The organism is Lentilactobacillus buchneri (assembly GCF_018314255.1).
Taxonomy (GTDB): Bacteria; Bacillota; Bacilli; order Lactobacillales; family Lactobacillaceae; genus Lentilactobacillus; species Lentilactobacillus buchneri.
In genome coordinates, this window is record NZ_CP073066.1 from 493,582 (window position 1) to 514,779 (window position 21,198).

General features: G+C 42.5%; 29 protein-coding genes. 1 reads left to right on the forward strand and 28 read right to left on the reverse strand.

What is annotated here, in order from left to right:
- Positions 1-11: 11 nt before the first annotated feature.
- The 6 genes from KE627_RS02515 to KE627_RS02540 all read right to left on the reverse strand — a co-directional run bounded on the left by KE627_RS02515 (position 12) and on the right by KE627_RS02540 (position 7,918).
- Positions 12-1,154: a CamS family sex pheromone protein gene (locus KE627_RS02515; RefSeq protein WP_013728465.1), complete on the reverse strand. Its 1,143-nt coding sequence runs from the start codon at positions 1,152-1,154 to the stop codon at positions 12-14.
- 17 nt (positions 1,155-1,171) lie between these two features.
- Entirely contained in the window at positions 1,172-3,199 is a 2,028-nt protein-coding gene (gene ligA / locus KE627_RS02520) for an NAD-dependent DNA ligase LigA (protein ID WP_013728466.1), read from the reverse strand.
- Between the two features lie 18 nt (positions 3,200-3,217).
- A complete protein-coding gene (pcrA, locus tag KE627_RS02525; RefSeq protein WP_013728467.1) occupies positions 3,218-5,452 on the reverse strand; it encodes a DNA helicase PcrA in 2,235 nt (744 codons plus the stop codon).
- 64 nt (positions 5,453-5,516) lie between these two features.
- Complete coding sequence (locus KE627_RS02530; protein WP_056938929.1) at positions 5,517-6,677, reverse strand: ATP-grasp domain-containing protein; 1,161 nt, start codon at positions 6,675-6,677, stop codon at positions 5,517-5,519.
- 78 nt (positions 6,678-6,755) lie between these two features.
- The gene (locus KE627_RS02535; protein WP_056938930.1) at positions 6,756-7,328 is read right to left on the reverse strand and encodes a xanthine phosphoribosyltransferase; all 573 of its coding nucleotides are present in this window, start codon (positions 7,326-7,328) and stop codon (positions 6,756-6,758) included.
- Between the two features lie 14 nt (positions 7,329-7,342).
- Positions 7,343-7,918: a glycoside hydrolase family 73 protein gene (locus KE627_RS02540; RefSeq protein ID WP_041805957.1), complete on the reverse strand. Its 576-nt coding sequence runs from the start codon at positions 7,916-7,918 to the stop codon at positions 7,343-7,345.
- A 222-nt stretch (positions 7,919-8,140) separates the two neighbouring features.
- Here KE627_RS02540 and KE627_RS02545 point away from each other — a divergent pair, with 222 nt between their 5' ends.
- A complete protein-coding gene (locus KE627_RS02545) occupies positions 8,141-8,440 on the forward strand; it encodes a hypothetical protein (protein ID WP_013728471.1) in 300 nt (99 codons plus the stop codon).
- Positions 8,441-8,484: 44 nt separating this feature from the next.
- On the opposite strand, the gene KE627_RS02550 is transcribed toward KE627_RS02545, so the two are convergent.
- From KE627_RS02550 to KE627_RS02655, 22 genes are all read right to left on the reverse strand, one after another.
- A complete protein-coding gene (locus tag KE627_RS02550; RefSeq protein WP_013728472.1) occupies positions 8,485-9,081 on the reverse strand; it encodes an ECF transporter S component in 597 nt (198 codons plus the stop codon).
- Positions 9,082-9,241: 160 nt separating this feature from the next.
- Positions 9,242-9,634 carry a 30S ribosomal protein S9 gene (gene rpsI / locus KE627_RS02555; RefSeq protein ID WP_013728473.1) on the reverse strand — a complete coding sequence of 131 codons (393 nt, stop codon included), beginning with the start codon at positions 9,632-9,634 and terminating at the stop codon, positions 9,242-9,244.
- Positions 9,635-9,647: 13 nt separating this feature from the next.
- Entirely contained in the window at positions 9,648-10,091 is a 444-nt protein-coding gene (gene rplM, locus KE627_RS02560) for a 50S ribosomal protein L13 (RefSeq protein WP_013728474.1), read from the reverse strand.
- Between the two features lie 126 nt (positions 10,092-10,217).
- Positions 10,218-11,012 (reverse strand): tRNA pseudouridine(38-40) synthase TruA, encoded by a 795-nt coding sequence (gene truA, locus KE627_RS02565; RefSeq protein WP_041805959.1) that lies wholly within the window; start codon positions 11,010-11,012, stop codon positions 10,218-10,220.
- A 10-nt stretch (positions 11,013-11,022) separates the two neighbouring features.
- A complete protein-coding gene (locus KE627_RS02570; protein ID WP_056938931.1) occupies positions 11,023-11,820 on the reverse strand; it encodes an energy-coupling factor transporter transmembrane component T family protein in 798 nt (265 codons plus the stop codon).
- Entirely contained in the window at positions 11,813-12,688 is an 876-nt protein-coding gene (locus KE627_RS02575; RefSeq protein ID WP_013728477.1) for an energy-coupling factor ABC transporter ATP-binding protein, read from the reverse strand. Before KE627_RS02575 ends, KE627_RS02570 begins: the two co-directional genes overlap by 8 nt.
- Complete coding sequence (locus KE627_RS02580; RefSeq protein ID WP_013728478.1) at positions 12,658-13,491, reverse strand: energy-coupling factor transporter ATPase; 834 nt, start codon at positions 13,489-13,491, stop codon at positions 12,658-12,660. The genes KE627_RS02575 and KE627_RS02580 overlap by 31 nt, the downstream gene beginning before the upstream one ends.
- A gap of 182 nt (positions 13,492-13,673) precedes the next feature.
- On the reverse strand, positions 13,674-14,057 hold the full coding sequence (rplQ, locus tag KE627_RS02585; protein WP_013728479.1) for a 50S ribosomal protein L17: 384 nt from the start codon (positions 14,055-14,057) through the stop codon (positions 13,674-13,676).
- A 28-nt stretch (positions 14,058-14,085) separates the two neighbouring features.
- On the reverse strand, positions 14,086-15,036 hold the full coding sequence (locus KE627_RS02590) for a DNA-directed RNA polymerase subunit alpha (protein WP_014940328.1): 951 nt from the start codon (positions 15,034-15,036) through the stop codon (positions 14,086-14,088).
- A 93-nt stretch (positions 15,037-15,129) separates the two neighbouring features.
- Positions 15,130-15,519 carry a 30S ribosomal protein S11 gene (rpsK, locus tag KE627_RS02595; protein ID WP_013728481.1) on the reverse strand — a complete coding sequence of 130 codons (390 nt, stop codon included), beginning with the start codon at positions 15,517-15,519 and terminating at the stop codon, positions 15,130-15,132.
- A gap of 25 nt (positions 15,520-15,544) precedes the next feature.
- Entirely contained in the window at positions 15,545-15,907 is a 363-nt protein-coding gene (gene rpsM / locus KE627_RS02600; RefSeq protein ID WP_013728482.1) for a 30S ribosomal protein S13, read from the reverse strand.
- Between the two features lie 24 nt (positions 15,908-15,931).
- Positions 15,932-16,051: a 50S ribosomal protein L36 gene (gene rpmJ, locus KE627_RS02605; RefSeq protein ID WP_013728483.1), complete on the reverse strand. Its 120-nt coding sequence runs from the start codon at positions 16,049-16,051 to the stop codon at positions 15,932-15,934.
- 36 nt (positions 16,052-16,087) lie between these two features.
- On the reverse strand, positions 16,088-16,306 hold the full coding sequence (gene infA, locus KE627_RS02610; RefSeq protein ID WP_003559541.1) for a translation initiation factor IF-1: 219 nt from the start codon (positions 16,304-16,306) through the stop codon (positions 16,088-16,090).
- Between the two features lie 123 nt (positions 16,307-16,429).
- Positions 16,430-17,080 (reverse strand): adenylate kinase, encoded by a 651-nt coding sequence (locus KE627_RS02615; RefSeq protein WP_173667730.1) that lies wholly within the window; start codon positions 17,078-17,080, stop codon positions 16,430-16,432.
- A 44-nt stretch (positions 17,081-17,124) separates the two neighbouring features.
- Positions 17,125-18,441 (reverse strand): preprotein translocase subunit SecY, encoded by a 1,317-nt coding sequence (secY, locus tag KE627_RS02620; RefSeq protein WP_013728485.1) that lies wholly within the window; start codon positions 18,439-18,441, stop codon positions 17,125-17,127.
- Positions 18,441-18,875 (reverse strand): 50S ribosomal protein L15, encoded by a 435-nt coding sequence (gene rplO, locus KE627_RS02625; RefSeq protein WP_056938933.1) that lies wholly within the window; start codon positions 18,873-18,875, stop codon positions 18,441-18,443. The genes secY and rplO overlap by 1 nt, the downstream gene beginning before the upstream one ends.
- 25 nt (positions 18,876-18,900) lie before the next feature.
- Complete coding sequence (gene rpmD, locus KE627_RS02630) at positions 18,901-19,086, reverse strand: 50S ribosomal protein L30 (RefSeq protein WP_013728487.1); 186 nt, start codon at positions 19,084-19,086, stop codon at positions 18,901-18,903.
- 14 nt (positions 19,087-19,100) lie between these two features.
- Positions 19,101-19,604 carry a 30S ribosomal protein S5 gene (gene rpsE, locus KE627_RS02635; RefSeq protein ID WP_013728488.1) on the reverse strand — a complete coding sequence of 168 codons (504 nt, stop codon included), beginning with the start codon at positions 19,602-19,604 and terminating at the stop codon, positions 19,101-19,103.
- 19 nt (positions 19,605-19,623) lie between these two features.
- Entirely contained in the window at positions 19,624-19,989 is a 366-nt protein-coding gene (gene rplR / locus KE627_RS02640) for a 50S ribosomal protein L18 (RefSeq protein WP_081464586.1), read from the reverse strand.
- A 28-nt stretch (positions 19,990-20,017) separates the two neighbouring features.
- Positions 20,018-20,557 carry a 50S ribosomal protein L6 gene (gene rplF / locus KE627_RS02645; RefSeq protein ID WP_013728490.1) on the reverse strand — a complete coding sequence of 180 codons (540 nt, stop codon included), beginning with the start codon at positions 20,555-20,557 and terminating at the stop codon, positions 20,018-20,020.
- A 26-nt stretch (positions 20,558-20,583) separates the two neighbouring features.
- Positions 20,584-20,982 (reverse strand): 30S ribosomal protein S8, encoded by a 399-nt coding sequence (rpsH, locus tag KE627_RS02650; RefSeq protein ID WP_013728491.1) that lies wholly within the window; start codon positions 20,980-20,982, stop codon positions 20,584-20,586.
- Positions 20,983-21,007: 25 nt separating this feature from the next.
- Positions 21,008-21,193: a type Z 30S ribosomal protein S14 gene (locus KE627_RS02655; RefSeq protein WP_014940332.1), complete on the reverse strand. Its 186-nt coding sequence runs from the start codon at positions 21,191-21,193 to the stop codon at positions 21,008-21,010.
- Positions 21,194-21,198: the final 5 nt, after the last annotated feature.

A 21,198-nucleotide genomic window follows, 5' to 3' on the forward strand; every position in this document is an offset into this window, starting at 1 on the left:
TTTTTTAGAAATTAATAACTATTGAAAATATGGGCAGAAAATTTCTTCTCATTTTGCTTACGGCTCAAGAAACTCTGAATGCCTTCAGTCGAAGATACCGTAATGTCAATTGGTGCATTGGCCGGCAAATATCGCTGGGCGGCATTTTGAATGTATTGGGTAAAACTGATGATCTCAGTCTGACTATAAAATTGAGTCGTGATGCTGATATTCATCCCACTGAGTGAACCATCGGTGTATTGTGCTTGAGCAGTCACCCCACTCAAATTCGGGAAGAAGCCTTGAATTTCTGATTTGAAGTTATCAAACGAATCAGCATCATTTTGGCTGGGACCCTTCTTGTCAGATTGTAATGGGAAGACGTAGTTCTTTTGATTGATTTTGTCCCACTTGGCAACTTTGGTTTCACCATCGTCATTCATGGAATATGCAAAGAAGTTCCCGCCGACCAGGCTATCATCCGAAGCTTGCTTGTATAAAGCAATGATGATTGGAATGTTCTTCAGCGATCGCCGTTGTCGCAGCCGCTTAATCACTTGGTTGGCGATAGCTTTACCCTGCTTTTTAACTTGGGCATCAGAAATGTCGGTTTCATAAGTTGGCCCATAGGCCGTCTTCTTATAATAATCAACCGAGTTAATCCCCAGTCCGATGGTCATCCCTGACAAGCGAAGCGATTTGCCGCTTTGAGTCATAAAATCCTGCTCATCAATTTGGGAAAGATAAATTGGATTTCTAGTGTTAGGGTTGGTCGATTTGGACTTAACCGGATTTAAGCCGGTTGGGTTTGATTTGGATTGACGGCCCAACCAATTTTCAACCGTGCTGGTAGAAAGATATTGACCTTCTTGGAAGATGTATTTTTTAGTTGAAAATTCTTTTTTGGAAATATCCAACAGGCCGTTTTCAAACCCTTTAATATTGAACTGATTCGATTCTTGAGAAACACTCACACCACGAGATTTACTGGTCTGATAACGGCCATTCTTAATCACACCTTGATAATAGTCGGTGTTCGTTTGGCCGGTTAACTGCGTCTTGGCTTTTGAGCCACTGGAATTGCTGGTATCCTTCGACAGATTATCAACGCTTCCACACGCTGCCAACATAAATCCCGACAGAATGATTGAAATCCCCAGGATAATTTTTTTCACGATTCGTTCCTCCATTGTCACTTTTCATCGGCCATTTCTTGGTGGAAACGGGCTTCGTCCCATGTCTGAATGCCGAGGCTTTTCGCCTTATCATACTTGCTGCCGGGGTCTTCACCCACAACAACGATGTCTGTATTTTTGGAAACTGAACTGCTGACTTTGGCACCATGGTCCTCAAGCCATTGAGTTGCATCCGGCCGGGTGATATTTTGTAATTTCCCTGTCAAAACAAACTTCTTGCCGGTGAAGAATGAATCACTTTCAGCAAGTTGTTCATCAGTCACACCCAGATAATCCATGTTAACGCCCACTTGTTTGAGTTGGTCGATCAACTGCTTGGATTCAGGCATTGAGAAGTAAGTAACCACGCTGTCAGCAATGATCATTCCCATTGTAGCAATTTCGGCGATATCTTGCGCGCTTGCCTGCATAACCTTATCAATATTTTTAAAACGTTGGGCAATTAATCGAGCTGCCTTGATCCCAACATGGCGGATTCCCAAACCATAAAGCAGTCGTTCACAAGAATTCGATCGGCTGTTATCAATGGCAGCCAGCAGCTTAGTGGCTGATTTTTCACCAAATTTGTCCAAAGTTAATAGTTGGTCAAAGGACAAATCATAAAGTCCGGCAACATCGGAGACCATGTGTTTTTCAAACAACTGGGCGATGATTTTTGGCCCCAAACCGTCGATATTCATGGCATCCCTGGAAGCAAAGTGGGTTAAGCCTTCTTTGAGTTGCGCCGGACACTGAGGATTAATGCAGCGAAGCGCCACCTCTTGGTCCAAGTGAACCAGCGTGGAACCGCATGATGGACACTGGGTTGGGATTTCATAGGCCTGACTGTTGGCAGGCCGTTTATCTGGTAAGTACTGCGAGATTTCAGGGATGATGTCGCCAGCTTTATGCAGCTTAACGGTATCGCCGACCCGGATATCTTTTTCTGCCAAATAATCCGGATTATGAAGTGATGCCCGGCTGACAGTACTGCCGGCTAATGTCACCGGATCCATAACCGCAGTGGGTGTCACCACCCCGGTCCGTCCAACGGTCCATTCAATGTCCCTAACAATCGTTTGAACCTCTTCTGGCGGAAACTTGTATGCAATCGCCCAGCGGGGAACTTTAACGGTTGCCCCGAGTGAGCGCTGCAGCGGTAGTGAATTGACCTTAATCACAATGCCGTCAATCCCATAGGGCAAACCATCCCGTAAATCTTTGTATTTATCAACGTAATTGTCAATATCAGCCATATTGTGGGCAACTTTGAAATCTGGATTGATCGTAAAGCCCAATTCTTTGAGTTCGGCAAGCATCCCGCTTTGAGTGTCAGATTGCAGATCATCGATATCGGCAACGTTATACATAAAAGTACTTAATTTGCGACTGCGGGTCACACGTGGATCCAGCTGACGCAAACTTCCGGCCGCAGCATTCCTTGGATTGGCGAATGGTTCTTCACCATCCAACTGGCGCTGTTCATTCAATTTGGCAAACGATTCTTTGGGCATGTAACATTCGCCACGAACCTCAATATTGATCGGTCGAGTCAACTTTTGCGGAATTGACTTAATCGTCTTTAAGTTACGGGTAATATCTTCACCAATTTGACCGTTTCCGCGAGTGGATCCTTGAACAAAGACCCCGTTCTCATATCGAAGGTTGATTGCCAAACCATCGATTTTTAATTCGCAATTATAATCAAATGCGACTGAATCATTTTCACTTAGACGGTCGACGAATTCCGCCAACTCTTCCTTAGAGAAAACATCTCCCAGTGAAAGCATCGGAATTTCATGGTTAACCTTGGTAAAGCCGGGGAGCGTGTGGTCGCCGACTTTTTGAGTAGGTGAATCAGGAGTCACAATCTGTGGAAATTGGTTTTCCAATGCGACCAGCTGCTGATAAGTTTGGTCATACACGGCATCTTCGACACTTGGTGCGTCATAGGTGTAATACTCGTCAGCCCACTGGTTCAATTGTTTCCTCAGATCGCCAGCCTTAGCAGCGGCCTGTTGCTCGGACATATTTTCAAATGCCACAATAACACCTTCTGTTGATTAATTTTCCTGCTTCTTAATTGGGGCAAATGCAGCCAACAGCCGCTTGATGCCCTCTTGCTTGAATGCAATATCGAGCTCCATATCCTCGCCGGTTCCGGTAACCTTGACAACCGTGCCGGTTCCCCAAGCCTTGTGTGATACTTTATCACCAACGGCCCAAGCGAGTTTGTCTGCACCGGATCCTTTAGGGCTTTCGACGACTTTTCCAGGTCGCCGATAAGTAGTTGCCGTTGCCCGCCTGGTTCGGCGATCAAACGGCGTGCTTAGGGGGGACTCAGTTTGCTGTTGATTATCCGAATGGATAAGCTCTGGGCTAATTTCGTTGACGAAGCGCGACTCTGGATTGTTTTGGCGACGGCCATACAACATTCGCGAGTAGGCATTGGTAATATAGAGTTTTTCTTTGGCACGCGTAATGCCAACGTACGCTAATCGGCGCTCTTCTTGAAGTTCTGATTCGTCTGCTGCGGCTCGTGAAAGCGGGAATAATCCTTCTTCCATTCCCATCAAAAAGACCACTGGAAATTCCAGTCCCTTGGCTGCATGCAAAGTCATCAAAGTCACTTGGGAATTGTCTTCTTCGAGACTATCCTGATCAGAAACCAAGGCCAAATCACTTAAGAAATTCACTAAGTTCTGTTGACCGGTTTCGCCCTCGTTTTCTTCATCATACTTTTGAGTCACAGAAATAAATTCTTCCAAGTTTTCAAGCCTGGTTTGAGCTTCCAAAGACTTCGAAGCTTTCAAGGTACTTAGATAGCCACTCTTATCGAGAATTTCTTCAGTAATTTCAGTGATTGATAATTGTGCCATCTTCTCTGAAATCGTTCGCATCGTCTGTTCAAATTCAGCGATCGAATTTTTTGCACGGGTAGAAATCTCATTGGCTAAATCAACGTTTTTAGCAGCCTCAAGGAGACTCCACTGATGATCGTTGGCGAATAGTCGTAATCGTTCAATACTGGCTTGGCCGATCCCCCGTTTAGGTTCGTTGATGACCCGTTCAAAGCTCATGGAGTCGTTTGGATTAGCTAACAGAGTCAGGTAAGACAAGGCGTCTCGAATTTCTTTTCGATCATAGAACTTGTGTCCGCCAACCATGGTGTAGGGAATATTTGATTTGAGCAAGGTTTCTTCAATTACCCGTGACTGCGCATTGGTTCGGTAAAGGATTGCAAAACTGCCGTAATTGCGTTTTGGCTTGGCCATTTCTTCTTGAATTTTGGCAACAACGTATCTTGCCTCGTCGTTTTCGGTCTGACCACGATAATATGAAATCTGATCGCCCTTGGGATTTTCAGTCCACAAATTTTTGTCGGCACGATTGTCATTATGGGCAATCACCGAATTAGCGGCATCAAGTACCGTTTTAGTTGAACGATAGTTTTGTTCCAATAAGGTCACATGGGCATCCGGATAGTCTTTTTTGAAATCAAGGATGTTCTGCATGTTGGCACCACGCCAGCCGTAGATACTTTGGTCGGCATCCCCGACGACACAGATGTTACGATTTTTCTTGGCAAGGGTATTCACCAGTCGGTATTGAGCCTCATTGGTATCCTGATACTCATCAACATGGATGTATTGAAATTTGTCCTGATAGGATTCCAAAACATCCGGATGTTCATCAAATAATTGGATGGTGATCATAATCAAATCATCAAAGTCCAATGATTGATTCTGCTTCAGCTCTGCTTGGTAGCGATCATAGACGTCAGCCACGATTTGATCGAAAGCACTATTGGCCTGAGCTTTGAATGCTTTGGGTGTGAGCAGATCATTTTTGGCGTTGGAGATAGCCGATAAAACGGCTCTGGGATCGAACTTTTTGGGATCAATATTCAAATCTCGCAGTACTCGTTTGACAAGCGTCCGCTGCTCACTGGTATCGGCAATCGTAAAAGCCTTATTGTAGCCCAGCAAATCAATATGGCGGCGTAAAATCCGCACACATAGTGCATGGAATGTTGAAACCCAAACATCGTTACCACCTTCACCCAACAATTTTGAAACCCGTTCACGCATTTCCCGGGCAGCCTTATTGGTAAAAGTGATCGCTAAAATCCGCCACGGCATAATATGGTTATGTTCAATTATGTAGGCAATTCGGTGGGTTAATACCCGGGTCTTGCCACTGCCGGCACCGGCCATAATGAGGACGGGTCCTTCAGTATGGATAACGGCGTCTTTTTGATCTTTATTTAATCCTGCTAATAAACTTTCTTCTGCCACTAAATATTCCATCCTCTCGCATTTATCTTTTCAATTATAACAAAAAAGTCGGCTTCCCGACTCTCTACATGTTGCTATATTTTGTTTTGTAATCTATGTCATGCCAAATCCCAGTGGCCTCCAGTTTAACCAGGGTGTCTGAAATAGATTTGGTCGGAATCAGGACATAGCCAACCAGCTGATGGTCGTCAGTTGGCTCGTTGCCATAAAACGTGAAGTGCCAATTATCTTTGATGACCCATTGGGTTTGGACACGTTGATATTCCTGTTGTCGAATGGCCTGATAAACCGTTGCAATTCCGGGAATAATTTGTGTCAAAGGCAAACCGGCAATTGCCCGCAAATGTTGTTCAAATTCATCGGCATTAGCAGCGTAATCAAATACAAACCCAGCCGCACTCAATTTGGGAGCAACTCTGCTGACATAAATCGAACCGCTCTTGGCCAAGAAGAGTGTGACTTCGAAAGTACCGACATAGTCAAGGTTGTTGGCAATTTCATTGGTAATTCGGGTCATTTCCTTCTTCACACTGGGATCGAGTTTTGCCGGCGTATAGGCGGTCATTAACTGATCGCCTTCATACATCACTTCGACTGGTGGAAACATCACAATTGACCCTGACTCGGTCCGGGTAACGACCACGGAGTAGTCAGTATCATGTTCCACATAGGATTCCAAAATGTAAGTTCCGGAATCTAAAAAACCGGATGCCAGGACAATATCAGCCTGGTTCTTAATCAGCAATTCTTTGCCGCCATTTAGTCCCCGCTGAATGGGCTTTAAAATAGCCGGGTACCCAATGGAATTAATGGCTTGGTAAATGTCTTCCAACGTGACAATCGTCGAGTAAGGAACCATGTTAATATTCAGGGTTTCAAAAAACGTTCGTTCAATCAGTCGATCTTGGACAATATCCAATAATCCGTCCCGTTGCGGCACAGCCGTGTATTGGGAAATGTATCGAATGACATCTGAATCGATAAATTGATTGTCATAGATCACCGCTTCACAGCGTTCGGCAAACATTTTCAAGGTTTCCTTGTCAGTGTAGGGGCCAATGTATTTATAGTCTGCCAGTTCCATCGCCTTACTGTTTTCGTTGGAACTGTACATGCCAACATTAAAGCCCATTTGTTTTGCGCGAGCCAATAACGTTGGGGTGCTGATACTATCTCCAAGAATCCCAATTGTTTGACCGGGATAGATAACATTTGCGTTTGCCAATTAATTCACTACTTTCATATCGTCATTTTATTAATTGTAAGTCATCATTAAACTTATCGTACCATTATTTTCACAGCTCTAATCAACAAATGTGACTTTTTGGTTATCCAGAGAGGCAACTCGAGCCAAAGACTCCAAACGGACACCTGATTTTTCAATCATGGTGTGCCCTTTTTGGAAGCTCTTTTCGATCACAATCCCAACACCTTCAACTTTAACATTTGCCAACTTGGCAATTTCCAACAGTCCTTGAACGGCTTGACCATTTGCCAAAAAATCATCAATAATCAAAATTCGATCATTTGGCTTCAAAAATCGTTTATCAATACTGATATCGTTGCTAACTTGCTTGGTATAAGAATAAACGCTGGCGGTGTACAGGTTATCGGTTAAAGTTAAACTCTTATGCTTTCTGGCAAAGATCAACGGAACCCCCATATGGATCGCCGTTGTCAATGCCGGGGCGATTCCGGAAGATTCAACGGTCACAACCTTGGTTACCCCTTCATCTTTAAATAAGCGGGCAAATTCGGCACCAATTTGGTCCATCAATTTTGCATCAACCTGGTGATTTAAAAAGTTGTCGACCTTTAATACGTTTCCTGGTAATACAGTACCATCCTCCAAAATGCGTTTCTTAAGTAAGTCCATCTCAAAATTCCTTTCTAGTCATCGTATTGATAAAGTTTGTATTGTCTGATGATGGCGATCAATTTCTTGGTATAAGCAGGGTCGGTCGCATAGCCATCCTGCTGAAGACCATCAGCGGCCTGCAGGTAGTTGTTTGCGGCCACCACGTCCTTGTACTGCTGTGGGTTCCATTTCGTGCCATAGGCAAGCAATTTGGCGTGATCAGCCAAGGATTCATTCCAGTCCTGATATACTTGGAACCGAGCTTTGATCGTCACATAACGGCCATTCACGAATTCCTGCGTATTCAGGTAGACCGAGTTGGTGGTATTATCCTGAGCTTTGACGCCAAACAGATTATAATACTTGCTCGCAAGCTTGCTGGTGCCCCAGTTGGACTCCAAAATGGCCTGAGCTAAAGTAATACTCGGTAAGATATTATATTGCCCCTGCAGCCGCTGGGCTTGTGGCGCTAATTTGTTGATAAATTTACGGTGCTCAATGGCCACTTCGTCGTTCGAGCTTTGAATATTGCTCGAATGATAACCGTTTTCGTATAAAGCGTGGAAACCAAAAATGATCACCAACCCACAGATCACCAGAATCAACATCAAAACGGCATTTGCTTTTTTTGCGCGGCGTTTCCGCCCCTTCTTATATTTTGCCAATCCAACCTCAAACTTTCTAACTTTAAAATTAATTCTAACGATAAATCCGAATAAAGACAAACGAAATTTGTGCTTTGTTCAATTTTTATAAATGCGTAAAAATTGACAAATCTGTTAATTTCGGTTATGTTATCCTCTGACACTTAAATCTGGAGATGAAAACCAATGGCTAAAAACACCGAAGTATCAGAAGCTCAATCAAAATTTCATGTTGGTGATGAGGTTTCATTCAAGATCGAAAAACAGACGTTTACCGGTTTCGTTGATAAGAGTTACACCAACTCATTTTTAATCACTTTTGAATCGGATGATCCTGAGATTATCGACAAGTACCACAAAAAGGTTGTCATCAATAATCGACATCTCAAAATGATCAAGGCAGCTCCCCAACCTGAAGTTGAGGATGAGGACGAGGACGATAATGAAACTAAATCCCCCAAAGCCAAAAAATCGAGCAAGAAATAATGATTAAAAGTAGACCCTGCATATATTTGTGCAAGGTCTATTTTTTATCTGCTGGTCCGGTCAAAAATCTTTTTAACCGGCACCGCAATCAACGGTGTGACAATTCCGCTAAAGATTGCTTCCGGAACACCATTCGTACCAACCACCCCTAGTAAATATGGGAGGAGTTCTTTGATATTAATCTGATACAGTTGAGGGGCTTTCGCCTTATAAAACAGATAAATGAGTCCCAGCACCAGGACCGTGTTGGTTAATGAACCCAAGACAGCCGATACAGAAATACTGGCTGCCTGGCTTTTCAAGTGTTTCTTGAGATACGTGTACGTCATACCAGCAACTACGCCAATCATAATCCGGGGGATGACCGAAATAATCGGGTTAACAAAGACGATTGCCGCTAAAGGGCTGGTCGGCCATACAAAAGCTCGGACAAAAGTCGTCAGCCCCCAAACACCACCAATGATCGCTCCGTCAACAGTTCCAAGCAAAACCGTTGCAACGACGACAGTCATCGGGATAATCGTAATTTCAAGTGGACCAATTGGGATGTACCCGATCAAAGGAATCGAAGTTTGCAACAGAATGATCGCAATAAACATTGCCAGCATGTTCAGTCGTAAAGTATTTTTCTTAACAGGCATGTGTTCTTACCCCTTTAAAGTTGTTGGAACCATTATACAATAACGGATTGTATTCTAATACAATTTTGCTGGTGAATGTCAGTTTACCAACAAGCTTAAAATATTCTCAACAAAAAAACACTCCTCAAAAGAGAAGTGTTTTGAAAAAGCAAAGTAAATTTTAACGCTTTGAAAATTGTGAAGCTTTACGGGCCTTTTTAAGACCTGGCTTCTTACGTTCTTTCATTCGTGCGTCACGAGTTAATAAACCGGCACGCTTCAATGGTCCACGGAAGTCGGGATCAACTGCAAGCAATGCACGGGCAATTCCGTGACGAGTTGCGCCGGCTTGGCCGGAGAATCCACCACCGTTAACGTTAACCAAGGTATCATAGTTACCTAAAGTCTCAGTTACGTTGAATGGTTGCACAACAACTTCACGCAAGTTAGCAAATGGAATATAGTCTTCGATTGCTTTGTCATTCATGATAATTTTTCCAGTTCCGGGTACCAAACGTACTCGAGCAACTGAATCTTTACGACGGCCAGTGCCGCGATATTGTACTTGAGCCAAAGTGAATTCCTCCTTAAATTAGGTTATTAATGTCTAATACTTCTGGTTTTTGAGCTTGATGATCGTGTTCAGGACCTGCATAGACATGTAACTTCAAACCAATTTTATGACCTAATGTTCCATGAGGAAGCATTCCTTTAACGGAAGTTTCAATTAACTTTTCGGGATTCTTAGCACGCAAATCACCGGCAGTTCGTTGCTTCAAGCCACCAATAAAGCGACTGTGATGGTAATAGATCTTCCGAGTGTCTTTGTGACCAGTCAGACCGACTTTACTTGCATTAATTACAATCACATTATCCCCAGTATCCACGTTGGGTGTGAATGTTGGTTTATTCTTACCTCTTAAGATTGATGCTACTGCTGATGATAAACGTCCAAGAGATACGTCTGTTGCGTCAACAACGTACCATTTACGTTCTACTTCACCAGGTTTTGCCATATAAGTTGTACGCACTGTATATTCCTCCATTGTTCCTGTGTTTGTTCGACACCAAATAAGATTCCGGGGCTTATCGTGGGGCAAACAATACCAATTAACATAATACAAATTATTCTGATGAAAGTCAATTAGTTTCCTAAATTATCGTTGTCGTTTTGGCAATTTCGTGGGATGCTTCGGATCTTCACCCTCATAATAGACTTTCTTTAAGTACAAACCGGATGCCGGCATGGTTCGTCGGGCCTGGTCACGATCTTTCACCTCGTATAAGCGCAATATATCGTGCTCAGGGCGCATTTGAGACCCAATCTCAACAACTACCCCAACCATGATTCGAACCATGTTATAGAGGAAACCATTGCCATAGAACTCAAGCCGAATTTCGTTGGCTGATTTGTCCAAAATCGCATTAGCTTCATAAATCGTTCGAACATTGGATCGTGCAGTCGACCCCGAAGCGACAAAACTGGAAAAGTCATGTTCACCAACGAAATCATTCATTGCCGTTTGAACCCGTTCAATATCAATGGGAAAACGCCAATTTCCGGTATAATTCCGTTTGAACGGATCCTTAAATTCGCCTAAATCCAGCCGATAAACATACCGTTTACCGGACACATCGTAGCGGGCATGGAAAGTATTGGATACCTTTTCCGCTTTTTTAATCTCCATGTCAAGCGGCAGGAGACTGTTTAGTCCCCGATAAATTGCCTTGGTTGGCAAATCGAACGGGAAATCAAAATGGACAACTTGTCCAAGGGCATGGACACCGGCATCTGTCCTGCCAGATCCGTAGACGACAATTGGTGGGTCGGGATTTTTTGCCATGATATTCACTTTTTGGGTCAAAACACCCTCAATCGTTCTGCGCTTGGGCTGGCGCTCAAAGCCGCTGAACAACGTGCCATCATAGGCTAACGTCACTTTGTATCGAATATTGAACACCTCAACTCTTTCTTATGAATAAAACGAGCACCCCGACTAACAAAAAGACTGCCCAACTAATGGTATCTTTTCGCTGCCACCGATAAATCCGGTATTTGCTGCGGTGCTCACTGTCGGTAAAGCCACGGGCTTCCATGGCAGTTGACAGGTTTTCTGCATGATTGATTGCTCCGGTAAATAATGGGACGAGCAGGGGAACGGCTGCTTGAATCCGATGGCGTAAGCTTCCGGACCCAAAGTCCACCCCTCTTGACCGTTGAGCATTTAAAATAGTTTCCATTTCATCCATTAAGGTCGGTACAAAACGTAAAGCAATTGAAAGCATCAACGCCAATGTGTCCACAGGAAAGTGAACTTTTTTGAGAGGCCGAAGAACGGTCTGCACCCCGTCTGCAATCGCCAAGGGCGTTGTTGTCAAGGTCAAAACCGTCGAGATCATGATAATCAACAGAAATCGGATGAAAATAAAACCACCGTTAATTAAGCTGGTATCACTGACTGAAAATGGACCAAAATGCCAATAGACATGTCCCCCACTGCTGAATAGAATCTGCAGTAAGACAGTAAAAATAATCAACCAAATAAGTGGCCTAATCCCTTTTAGAAAATAACCAATCGACACGCCTGACATGAGGACCACTATGAGAATCAACACACTCAATGCCGCATAAGTCCAAATGTTATTGGCAAAGAAAATCACAACCACAAAATAAAAGCTTAGCATCAATTTGGATTGGGGACTCATTTGATGAACCCAAGAATTGCCTGGAAGGTACCGACCAAATAGAAAATTACTCATGGACGTGACCCCCTTGAACAGCTTCTACGATTGCATCCGCCAATTTGTCAATTGTCAGTGGAACACTTTTTAACGGAACCCCTGCAGTGATCAATCGGGAAGCAAACTCAGCACTACTCGGCAAATCCAGATGCATCTGATATACCCACTGGGGATCCGAAAAAATCTCTTGCGGTCTTCCATGTTTAACAATCTTCCCTTGATCCATCACAATAACGTCAGAAGCGTAATCAACAACATCATCCATTTGATGCGTGACGAGAATAATCGTCATGCCCTGATGTTCGTGCAGGTCTTCAGCCAAGTCCATAATTTCTTTGTGGCCGCGAGGATCCAAACCAGCAGTGGGTTCATCCAGAATGAGAATTTCCGGCTTCATTGCCAAAACCCCAGCAATCGCAACTCTTCTCATTTGGCCGCCGGAAAGATCAAATGGCGACTTGTCTTGTAAATCTTCATCGATGCCAACTAATGCCATCGCCTGTTGGGCATCGCTTCTGGCTTCTTCGTCAGAAGCCCCATAATTTTTGGGGCCAAACATAATATCTTTGATAACCGTTTCTTCGAATAATTGTTTTTCCGGAAATTGAAATACCATGCCGACGTGCTTACGAAGTTGCTTTAAATTCTTATTGGTGGTCGCAGGTGTAATCGTTCGCCCTGACACCTCAATTTCTCCCGTAGTCGGCTTGAGAAGCGCATTAATGTGCTGTACCAAAGTGGACTTGCCGCTACCGGTGTGACCGATAATTGCTGTAAATGACCCGCTGGCAATGGTTAAGGATACCTGATTCAAAGCATTTTGAGCAAATGGTGTATCAGCTTGATAAGTATGAGTTACTTCTTTGAAATTAATTGTTTGATCCATGTAATTAACCTCTCATCATTGAGATATTGACTATGTGAGTCGATTCCACGCTTTTTGAGGGCTGACAGTAATTCGGACGTAAAAGGTGCGGATAAGCCAATCGATGTCAATTTTTCAATATCACCAAAAATATGATCCGGCTGATCAGCTTCAACAACTTGACCTTGGTTGACAACAATGACTTGGTCAGCACCGGCGGCCTCATCTATGTCATGCGTAATGGAAATGACGGTCAGATTATTTTCGCGTTTAATCTGATTAACCAGTTTTAAAATGTTTTGTCGGCCGCGAGGATCCAGCATGCTGGTAGCTTCGTCCAAAATGATGATTTTCGGACTAAGGGCAATAATTCCGGCAATCGCAACGCGCTGCTTTTGTCCGCCAGATAAATTAGCAGGAATCCGATCACGAAAGTCCCACATGCCAACCTGTCGAAGGCTTTGTTCAACAATTTGATGCATTTGCTCACGAGGAACTCGGCGATTCTCTAAGCCAAATGCAACGTCATCCTCTACGGTTGCTCCAACAAACTGGTCTTCGGGATTTTGAAAAACCATGCCAATCTTATTTCGAATATCAAAGATATTTGCATCGTTGACCGTCAGTCCATCAACAACGATTTGACCAGACTTCAAAACAATCAAGCCGTCAATTAAGCGGGCCAGTGTACTCTTCCCACTTCCATTTTGGCCAATGATGGCCGTCCATTTACCTTCCTGAATATTCATCGAAAAATCATTAAAAAGTTTTTCTTGTTCGGGGTAATTGAAAGAAATGTTTTTAATTTGAATAATATCCTTCATGATGTTCCTCACGCTGTGCAAAGTGTTTTATCTATGTACAAAAAAATCACTTACAGGTAATCGGTGCATGAGATAAGTCCCACATTCAAACTAGACTAGGAACTGGGTTCCACCATCATAACGTTCTATACCAAAAACCTGAGTGATTCTCGTGATAAATATGTGATTTGGTTTAATACTAGTTAGTCAACTAACTCTAAAATGACCATTGGAGCACCGTCGCCACGACGAGGCATAGTCTTCAAAATTCGTGTATATCCACCATTACGATCAGCATACTTTGTAGCTAATTCGCCAAATACTTTTTGCAAAGCAGTCGTAACGTTAATATCGTCACCATCTTCTTTAACATCAGCAACAACATCACGAACAAATGATGCAGCTTGACGACGGGCGTGTAAATCGCCGCGCTTGCCAAGTGAAATCATCTTGTCAGCAGTTGAGCGAACTTCCTTAGCTTTTGCTTCAGTAGTAATGATTTGACCATGAATAATTAACTCAGTAGTCAAATTACGAAGCAATGAGCGACGATGTGCACTACTACGTTGTAATTTCCGATAACCCATAATTGGATGTCCTCCTTCTTTATCTTTATTAGTCTTCTTTACGAAGTGAAAGGCCCAATGCAGCAAGCTTTTCTTTAACTTCTTCAAGTGACTTGCGACCAAGATTACGAACCTTCATCATATCAGCTTCGGTCTTTTCCGTAAGTTCTTGAACAGTATTAATGCCGGCACGTTTAAGACAGTTGTATGAACGAACTGATAGGTCCAATTCTTCAATTGTCATTTCCAACATTTTTTCTTTGTGGGTTTCTTCCTTCTCGACCATGATTTCGGTATTCTTAGCTTCATCAGTCAAATCAACAAACATCTCTAGATGTTCGGTTAAAATTTTGGCCGCCAAACTAACTGCTTCACTCGGAGTAATTGAACCATCAGTCCAAATATCCAGTGTAAGCTTATCAAAATCATCGCGTTGACCAACCCGTGTACTTTCAACCTGATAGTTGACACGTTCGATTGGGGTATAAATAGAATCGACGGGAAGCACACCAATAGGCATTTCAGAACTGCGCTTTTTGTTTTCCACAGCAGAAACGTATCCACGACCTTTGTTGGCGGTTAACCGCATATGGAATGTGGCACCTTCAGCAACGGTAGCGATGTGCAAATCAGGGTTCAGAACAGTCACATCACTGTCAGCTTGAATATCACCGGCAGTAACATCAGCAGGACCAATTACATCGATTTCCAAATTTTCTTCTTCATCTTCTGGCCCATCTAATTTCAAAGAAATTTTCTTAACATTCAATATAATCTGAGTCACATCTTCGACAACACCTTTGATCGTCGAAAATTCGTGCAGTACATCATCAATCTGGATGCTGGTAACAGCAGCGCCAGGAAGAGATGACAGTAATGTACGTCTCAAAGAATTTCCGAGAGTTGTACCATATCCACGCTCGAGCGGTTCAACGACAACTTCACCAAAATTATTTGTTTCTTCAATTTTATGAATGTTAGGCTTTTCAAATTCAATCATTCTTATCATTAACCCCTTTCAAAACGCGTGAGTCTTCATGCAAAATATCAATATGCTTAAACCAAGTAAAATTCACTATATTGAATGTCTTAATTAAACTCGACGACGCTTTGGAGGACGAGAACCATTGTGAGGTACCGGAGTAACATCACGAATAGCAGTAACTTCCAATCCAGTAGCTTGAAGTGCACGAATGGCAGCTTCACGGCCTGAACCTGGTCCTTTGACAGCAACTTCAACGGATTTCATACCATGTTCCATTGATGCCTTAGCAGCAGCTTCGGCAGCCATTTGAGCAGCAAATGGTGTTGACTTACGACTTCCACGGAAACCTAATGCACCGGCTGATGACCAAGAAACCGCATTCCCAGTGGTGTCGGTAATCATAACTAAAGTATTGTTGAATGTTGAATGGATATGTGCAACACCAGCAGCAATATTCTTTTTAGCACGGCGTTTACGACTTGTCTTTTTGTTTACCATAAAAACTGATGACCTCCTTCTTTAATTATTTTCTTCTACCAGCAGCAACTTTGCTACCTTTACGTGTGCGGGCATTGTTCTTGGTATGTTGACCACGAACTGGCAATCCGCGACGATGACGCATCCCACGATATGATCCAATTTCTTGAAGTCGTTTGATGTTCATACTTACTTCACGACGTAAGTCACCTTCGATTTTAAGATCGCCGACAACTTCACGAATCTTGTCTTCTTGGTCTGGTGTCAAATCACGTACACGAACATCTTCAGAAACTCCAGCTTTTGCTAAGACTTTTTGAGCTGTTGTGTTACCAATACCAAAAATGTAAGTTAATCCGATAACAATTCGCTTGTCACGGGGTAAATCAATTCCGGCAATACGAGCCATTGAGCATACACCTCCTGTTTATGTTTATTTACCTTGGCGTTGTTTGTGCTTTGGGTTTGCTGAGCAAATAACCATTACTCGGCCTTTTCGTTTAATAATCTTGCAATGTTCACACATTTTTCGTACTGATGGTCGTACTTTCATTTTTAACCCTCCTCGAAAAAAAATGACGAAAAAGGACTACTTAAATCGATAAGTAATACGTCCCTTGGTTAAGTCGTAAGGAGACATTTCAACGGTAACCTTATCTCCAGGAAGAATCCGAATGTAATGCATTCGGATCTTTCCAGAAACATGAGCTAGAATTTCGTGTCCATTCTCCAGTTCAACTCTAAACATTGCATTCGGCAATGTTTCTACGACTTTTCCTTCAACTTCAATAACATTATCTTTAGCCACTCAATACACCTCCAATGTTAAATTAGATTGAATAAATTAAATTAATCTTGACAAACCTTTGACAGTTTAACACATTCATTATATTTCATCAATCTAACCGACTCAACACTTAATTAGTGAGGTTTAGAGTGTGCTCAAGATTTTGTCAACATTTTGCCAAACTTCATCAATGTCTTTGCTGCCATCGACATTGAATAAAAGATTTCGATCCTTATAGTATGCGATCAATGGTGTATTCATCTTAACGTTAACCTTAAGACGATTTTTAACAGCCTCTGGTTTGTCATCCTCACGCTGATAAAATTCATGCCCACCACAGACATCGCAGGTACCGGGAACTTTAGGCATATGGTACAACTTATGATAAGTGGCACCACAGTTTTTACAGATGAAGCGACCTGACAAACGCTCAGTCAACAACTTAGGATCAACATCAATGTTGATAACGGCTGTCAAAGGTTTATCCAAGTCTTTGGTCATTTGCGACAACACATCTGCTTGTTCCAAAGTTCTGGGATAACCATCTAATAAGAAGCCTGGTTTAGTATCATCTTGGGCTAATCTTTCCTTTACAATCCCATTAGTCACTTCATCAGGAACTAAATCCCCTTTATCAGTAAAGGATTTGGCCTTAACCCCAAGTGGTGTACTATTCGAGATTGCATCTCGGAACATGTCTCCTGTTGAAATGTGAGGTACGTGATACTTGTCCACAATAAATTGGGCTTGAGTACCTTTCCCCGCACCAGGTAATCCCATTAATATCAAGTTCAATGACATTTTATTGTCCTCCTAATTAATAGCGGAATTGCTCAAATTTAGTCATCAGTTGGTCGAGTATCATGAATGAAGCCAACGTACTCTCGCTTCATCATTAAACCACGAATCTGACGAATTGTTTCAATAGCAACACCAACAACAATTAACAGGCTAGTTCCACCTAACCCAATTGATTCATCTAAGTTCCACAGGTTTTGCGCAATCAAAGGAATCAAAGCAACCACTCCAAGGAATAACGCACCGACAGTACTTAGCTTCATCAACAGATCAGACACATAAGATTGGGTCTCATGCCCTGGCCAAACACCAGGAATGTAACTGCCTTGCTTTTGCAAATTCTCCGAAAGCTTTTCCGGGTTAACTTGAACAAAGGCATAGAAGAAAGTGAACATGATAATGAGAATTGTATAGAAAGCTGCACCGGTCGGCGTTTGCATATTGAATAGATTATTCAATACCTGGAACCAAGTTGCAGTTGAGTAATTGTTAGTGAATGCCATCAAGATAGTTTGCGGCGTTGCAATAAATGAACTTGCAAAGATAACTGGAATAACACCAGCAACGTTAACCTTCAATGGAAGGTAACTGCTGTCTGGGGATCCAGAAACTCGCCTTGTATATTGAATTGGTACTCTTCGTTCAGCTTGTTGAACCCAAGTAACAAAGGTTACGATCACTAACACGATTATCAGCAATGCAATCGCAAAAAGGATTGGTTGCCATAGATCAGCGCCAGAAACGCCAACAAAATACTGGGTCCACAATGACTGAAGTCCGACTGGAATTCGGGCAATGATACCAGCAAAGATAATCATTGAAATCCCATTTCCTAAGCCACGCTCAGTAATCATGTCCCCCATCCAAGTTGTTAACATTGTTCCACCGGTTAAAATCAAGCCGATGATCACAAATGTTTTGATACTTGGATTTTGAACAAGATTCAGACTACTTAATTGATTAAATCCTGCGGTAATTCCAACGGATTGGAAAAAGGCTAGGATGACGGTTAAGTATCTCGTATGTTGATTTAATTTACGACGACCAACTTCACCTTGCTTACCCCATTCAACATATTTTGGAACAATGTCCATCTGGAGCAACTGGATGATAATTTGTGCAGTGATATAAGGTGAGACCCCCATCGCAAAGATGGAATAATTAGTCAACCCACCACCACTAAAGGTGTTCAGGATACTAACCAAACCAGAAGATGCAACGGATGTTAATGCTTTGGCATTGATCCCGGGAACAGTTATGTATGCTCCCAGACGGAATATAACTAGCACAAACAAAGTAAAAAGCATTTTATTGCGAATATCCTTCACTTTGAATGCTTTTGCTAAAGTCGAAAGCATTAAACCACCTCGATTTTACCGCCCGCATTTTCAATTACGGATTGTGCAGCCTTTGAAAACTTGCTAGCCTTGACGGTCAACTTTTTAGTAAGTTCACCTTCACCAAGAATCTTGATGCCTGATTTGGCATTCTTAACGAGTCCTGATTGTTGAAGTAATTCAGGCGTAACTTCCGTACCGTTGTCAAAGCTTTCAAGCTTAACAACATTTACAACAGCATATTCCTTGCGGTTGATGTTGTTGAATCCGCGTTTAGGAATTCGACGATACAATGGCATTTGGCCACCTTCGAAACCTACACGAGTCTTGCTACGAGCTTTTTGACCTTTTTGGCCACGACCAGCAGTCTTACCTTTACCGGCAGAACGGCCACGACCTTTACGAGTACGTAATGAACGAGAACCTTCAGCAGCCTTCAATTCATTTAATTTCATGAAATTGGCACCTCCTTACTAATTTTTAGTCTTTAACTTGTTCAACTTCGATTAAGTGAGCAATTTGGAAAAGGGCTCCACGAATAGATTCGTTGTCTGGTTTAACAACGGTACTATTAACTCGACCCAAGCCAAGTGCCTTCACAATTTTACGTTGCTTTGGAAGGCGATGAGTTACGCTACGTTTTAAAGTAATTTTTAATTGAGCCATCTAAAACACCCTCCTTATTCAGCTAAATGTTGGGTTGAAACCCCACGTAAAGCTGAAATTTCTTCAGCACTCTTCAACTCAACCAAGCCCTTGAATGTTGCCCGGATAACGTTGATAGGAGTATTGGAACCTAGTCGTTTACTAGTAACATCGTCAATACCAGCTAATTCCATCACGGAACGAACGGCACCACCAGCTGCTACTCCAGAACCTTCTTCAGCAGGCTTCAATAAAATTCGGCCGCCACCAAATGTTCCGAGAACTTCATGAGGAATCGTTGTACCAACAATCGGAACCTCAATTAAGTTTTTACGAGCAGCTTCAACGGCTTTACGGATTGCTTCTGGAACTTCTTGAGCTTTACCAGTTCCAAAACCAACATGACCGTGCTTGTCTCCAACAACAACTAAAGCAGCAAAACGAAGACGACGTCCACCTTTTACAACTTTAGTGATCCGGTTAATCGAAACTACGTTGTCTTCAAGCTCTAACTTATCTGGATCAATAAATTTCTTCATGTGCGGTTATTCCTCCTTTTTAGAATTCTAGTCCATTTTCACGAGCAGCATCTGCAAGAGCTTGAACACGACCATGATACAAGTATCCACCACGATCGAAAACAACATCTTTAATGTTCTTTTCGCTAGCGCGTTGAGCTACTAATTTACCAACACTAGCTGCTTGTTCAGTCTTGTTACCACTACTGATTGCAGAATCAAGTGTTGAGGCACTAACAAGCGTTACACCCTCTACGTCATCAATTACTTGAGCGTAGATGTTTTTATTAGAACGATAAACATTCAAGCGTGGGCGCTCGGCAGTACCAGAAATTTTATTACGGACACGATTATGACGGCGTTTCCGATTCTTATTCTTATCTGGTTTAGAAATCAAAATAGTCACCTCAAAATTTTATTAGGCTGGCATCTTACTACTTACCAGTCTTACCTTCCTTACGAATAATATGTTCATTCTCATAACGAATACCTTTACCCTTATATGGTTCTGGTGAACGTACTGAACGAACTGATGCAGCAAAGTCACCAACTGCTTGTTTGCTGATACCATTGATGTGAATCGTTGTGTTATCAGGAACTTCAACAGTTAGATCATCTGGAACAGTCATTTCAACTGGGTTTGAATAACCAACGTTTAATGTCAGGTTCTTGCCCTTAAGTTGTGCACGATAACCAACACCAACCAACTTCAAAGTCTTTTTGAAGCCAGTAGTTACGCCATCAACCATGTTGCTGACGTTGGCACGAGTTGTACCATGCAATGCACGTACTTTGTCGTTGTAATCACCAATGGGCTCAAAGTTAACTTCGTTATCTTTGATAGTCATCTTGATTTGTGATGAAATCTCGCGGGTTAAAGATCCTTTGGCACCTTTGACAGTTACAGTATTCCCATCTGCTTTTACCTCGACACCTTTTGGTAATTCGATGGTTTTATAACCAATTCGACTCATTAATTACACCTCCGATTTGATGAATTTTACCAGACGTAAGCTAACACTTCGCCGCCAATTTTTTGGGCGCGTGCTTGCTTATCTGTGATCACACCATTTGATGTGGAAATGATAGCAATTCCAAGACCATTTAAAACCTTGGGAACAGCATCTGCTTTAACATACGAACGTAAACCTGGCTTAGAAATTCTCTTAAGACCAGTGATGACACGTTGCTTATCCTTGCCATACTTTAAGAAAACACGGATAATGCCTTGTTTGTCATCTTCGATATATTCAACATCGCGTACAAAACCCTCACGTTTAAGGATTTCAGCGATGTCACGTTTGATTTTTGATGCAGGAACTTCAACTGTTTCATGGTAAACCATGTTTGCATTACGAATGCGAGTTAAAAAGTCTGCAATTGGATCAGTCATAGACATCAGCGCACAACCTCCTTTTTAATTATTACCAACTAGCTTTCTTCATGCCAGGAATTTGACCTTTGTGGGCAAGTTCACGGACGCACAAACGGCATAAATGGAATTTCTTGTATACAGAACGAGGTCGTCCGCAACGTTCACAACGTGTGTAATTCTGAGTTGAGAACTTAGCAGGGCGTTCACTTTTTACAATTAATGATTTTTTAGCCAATGTGA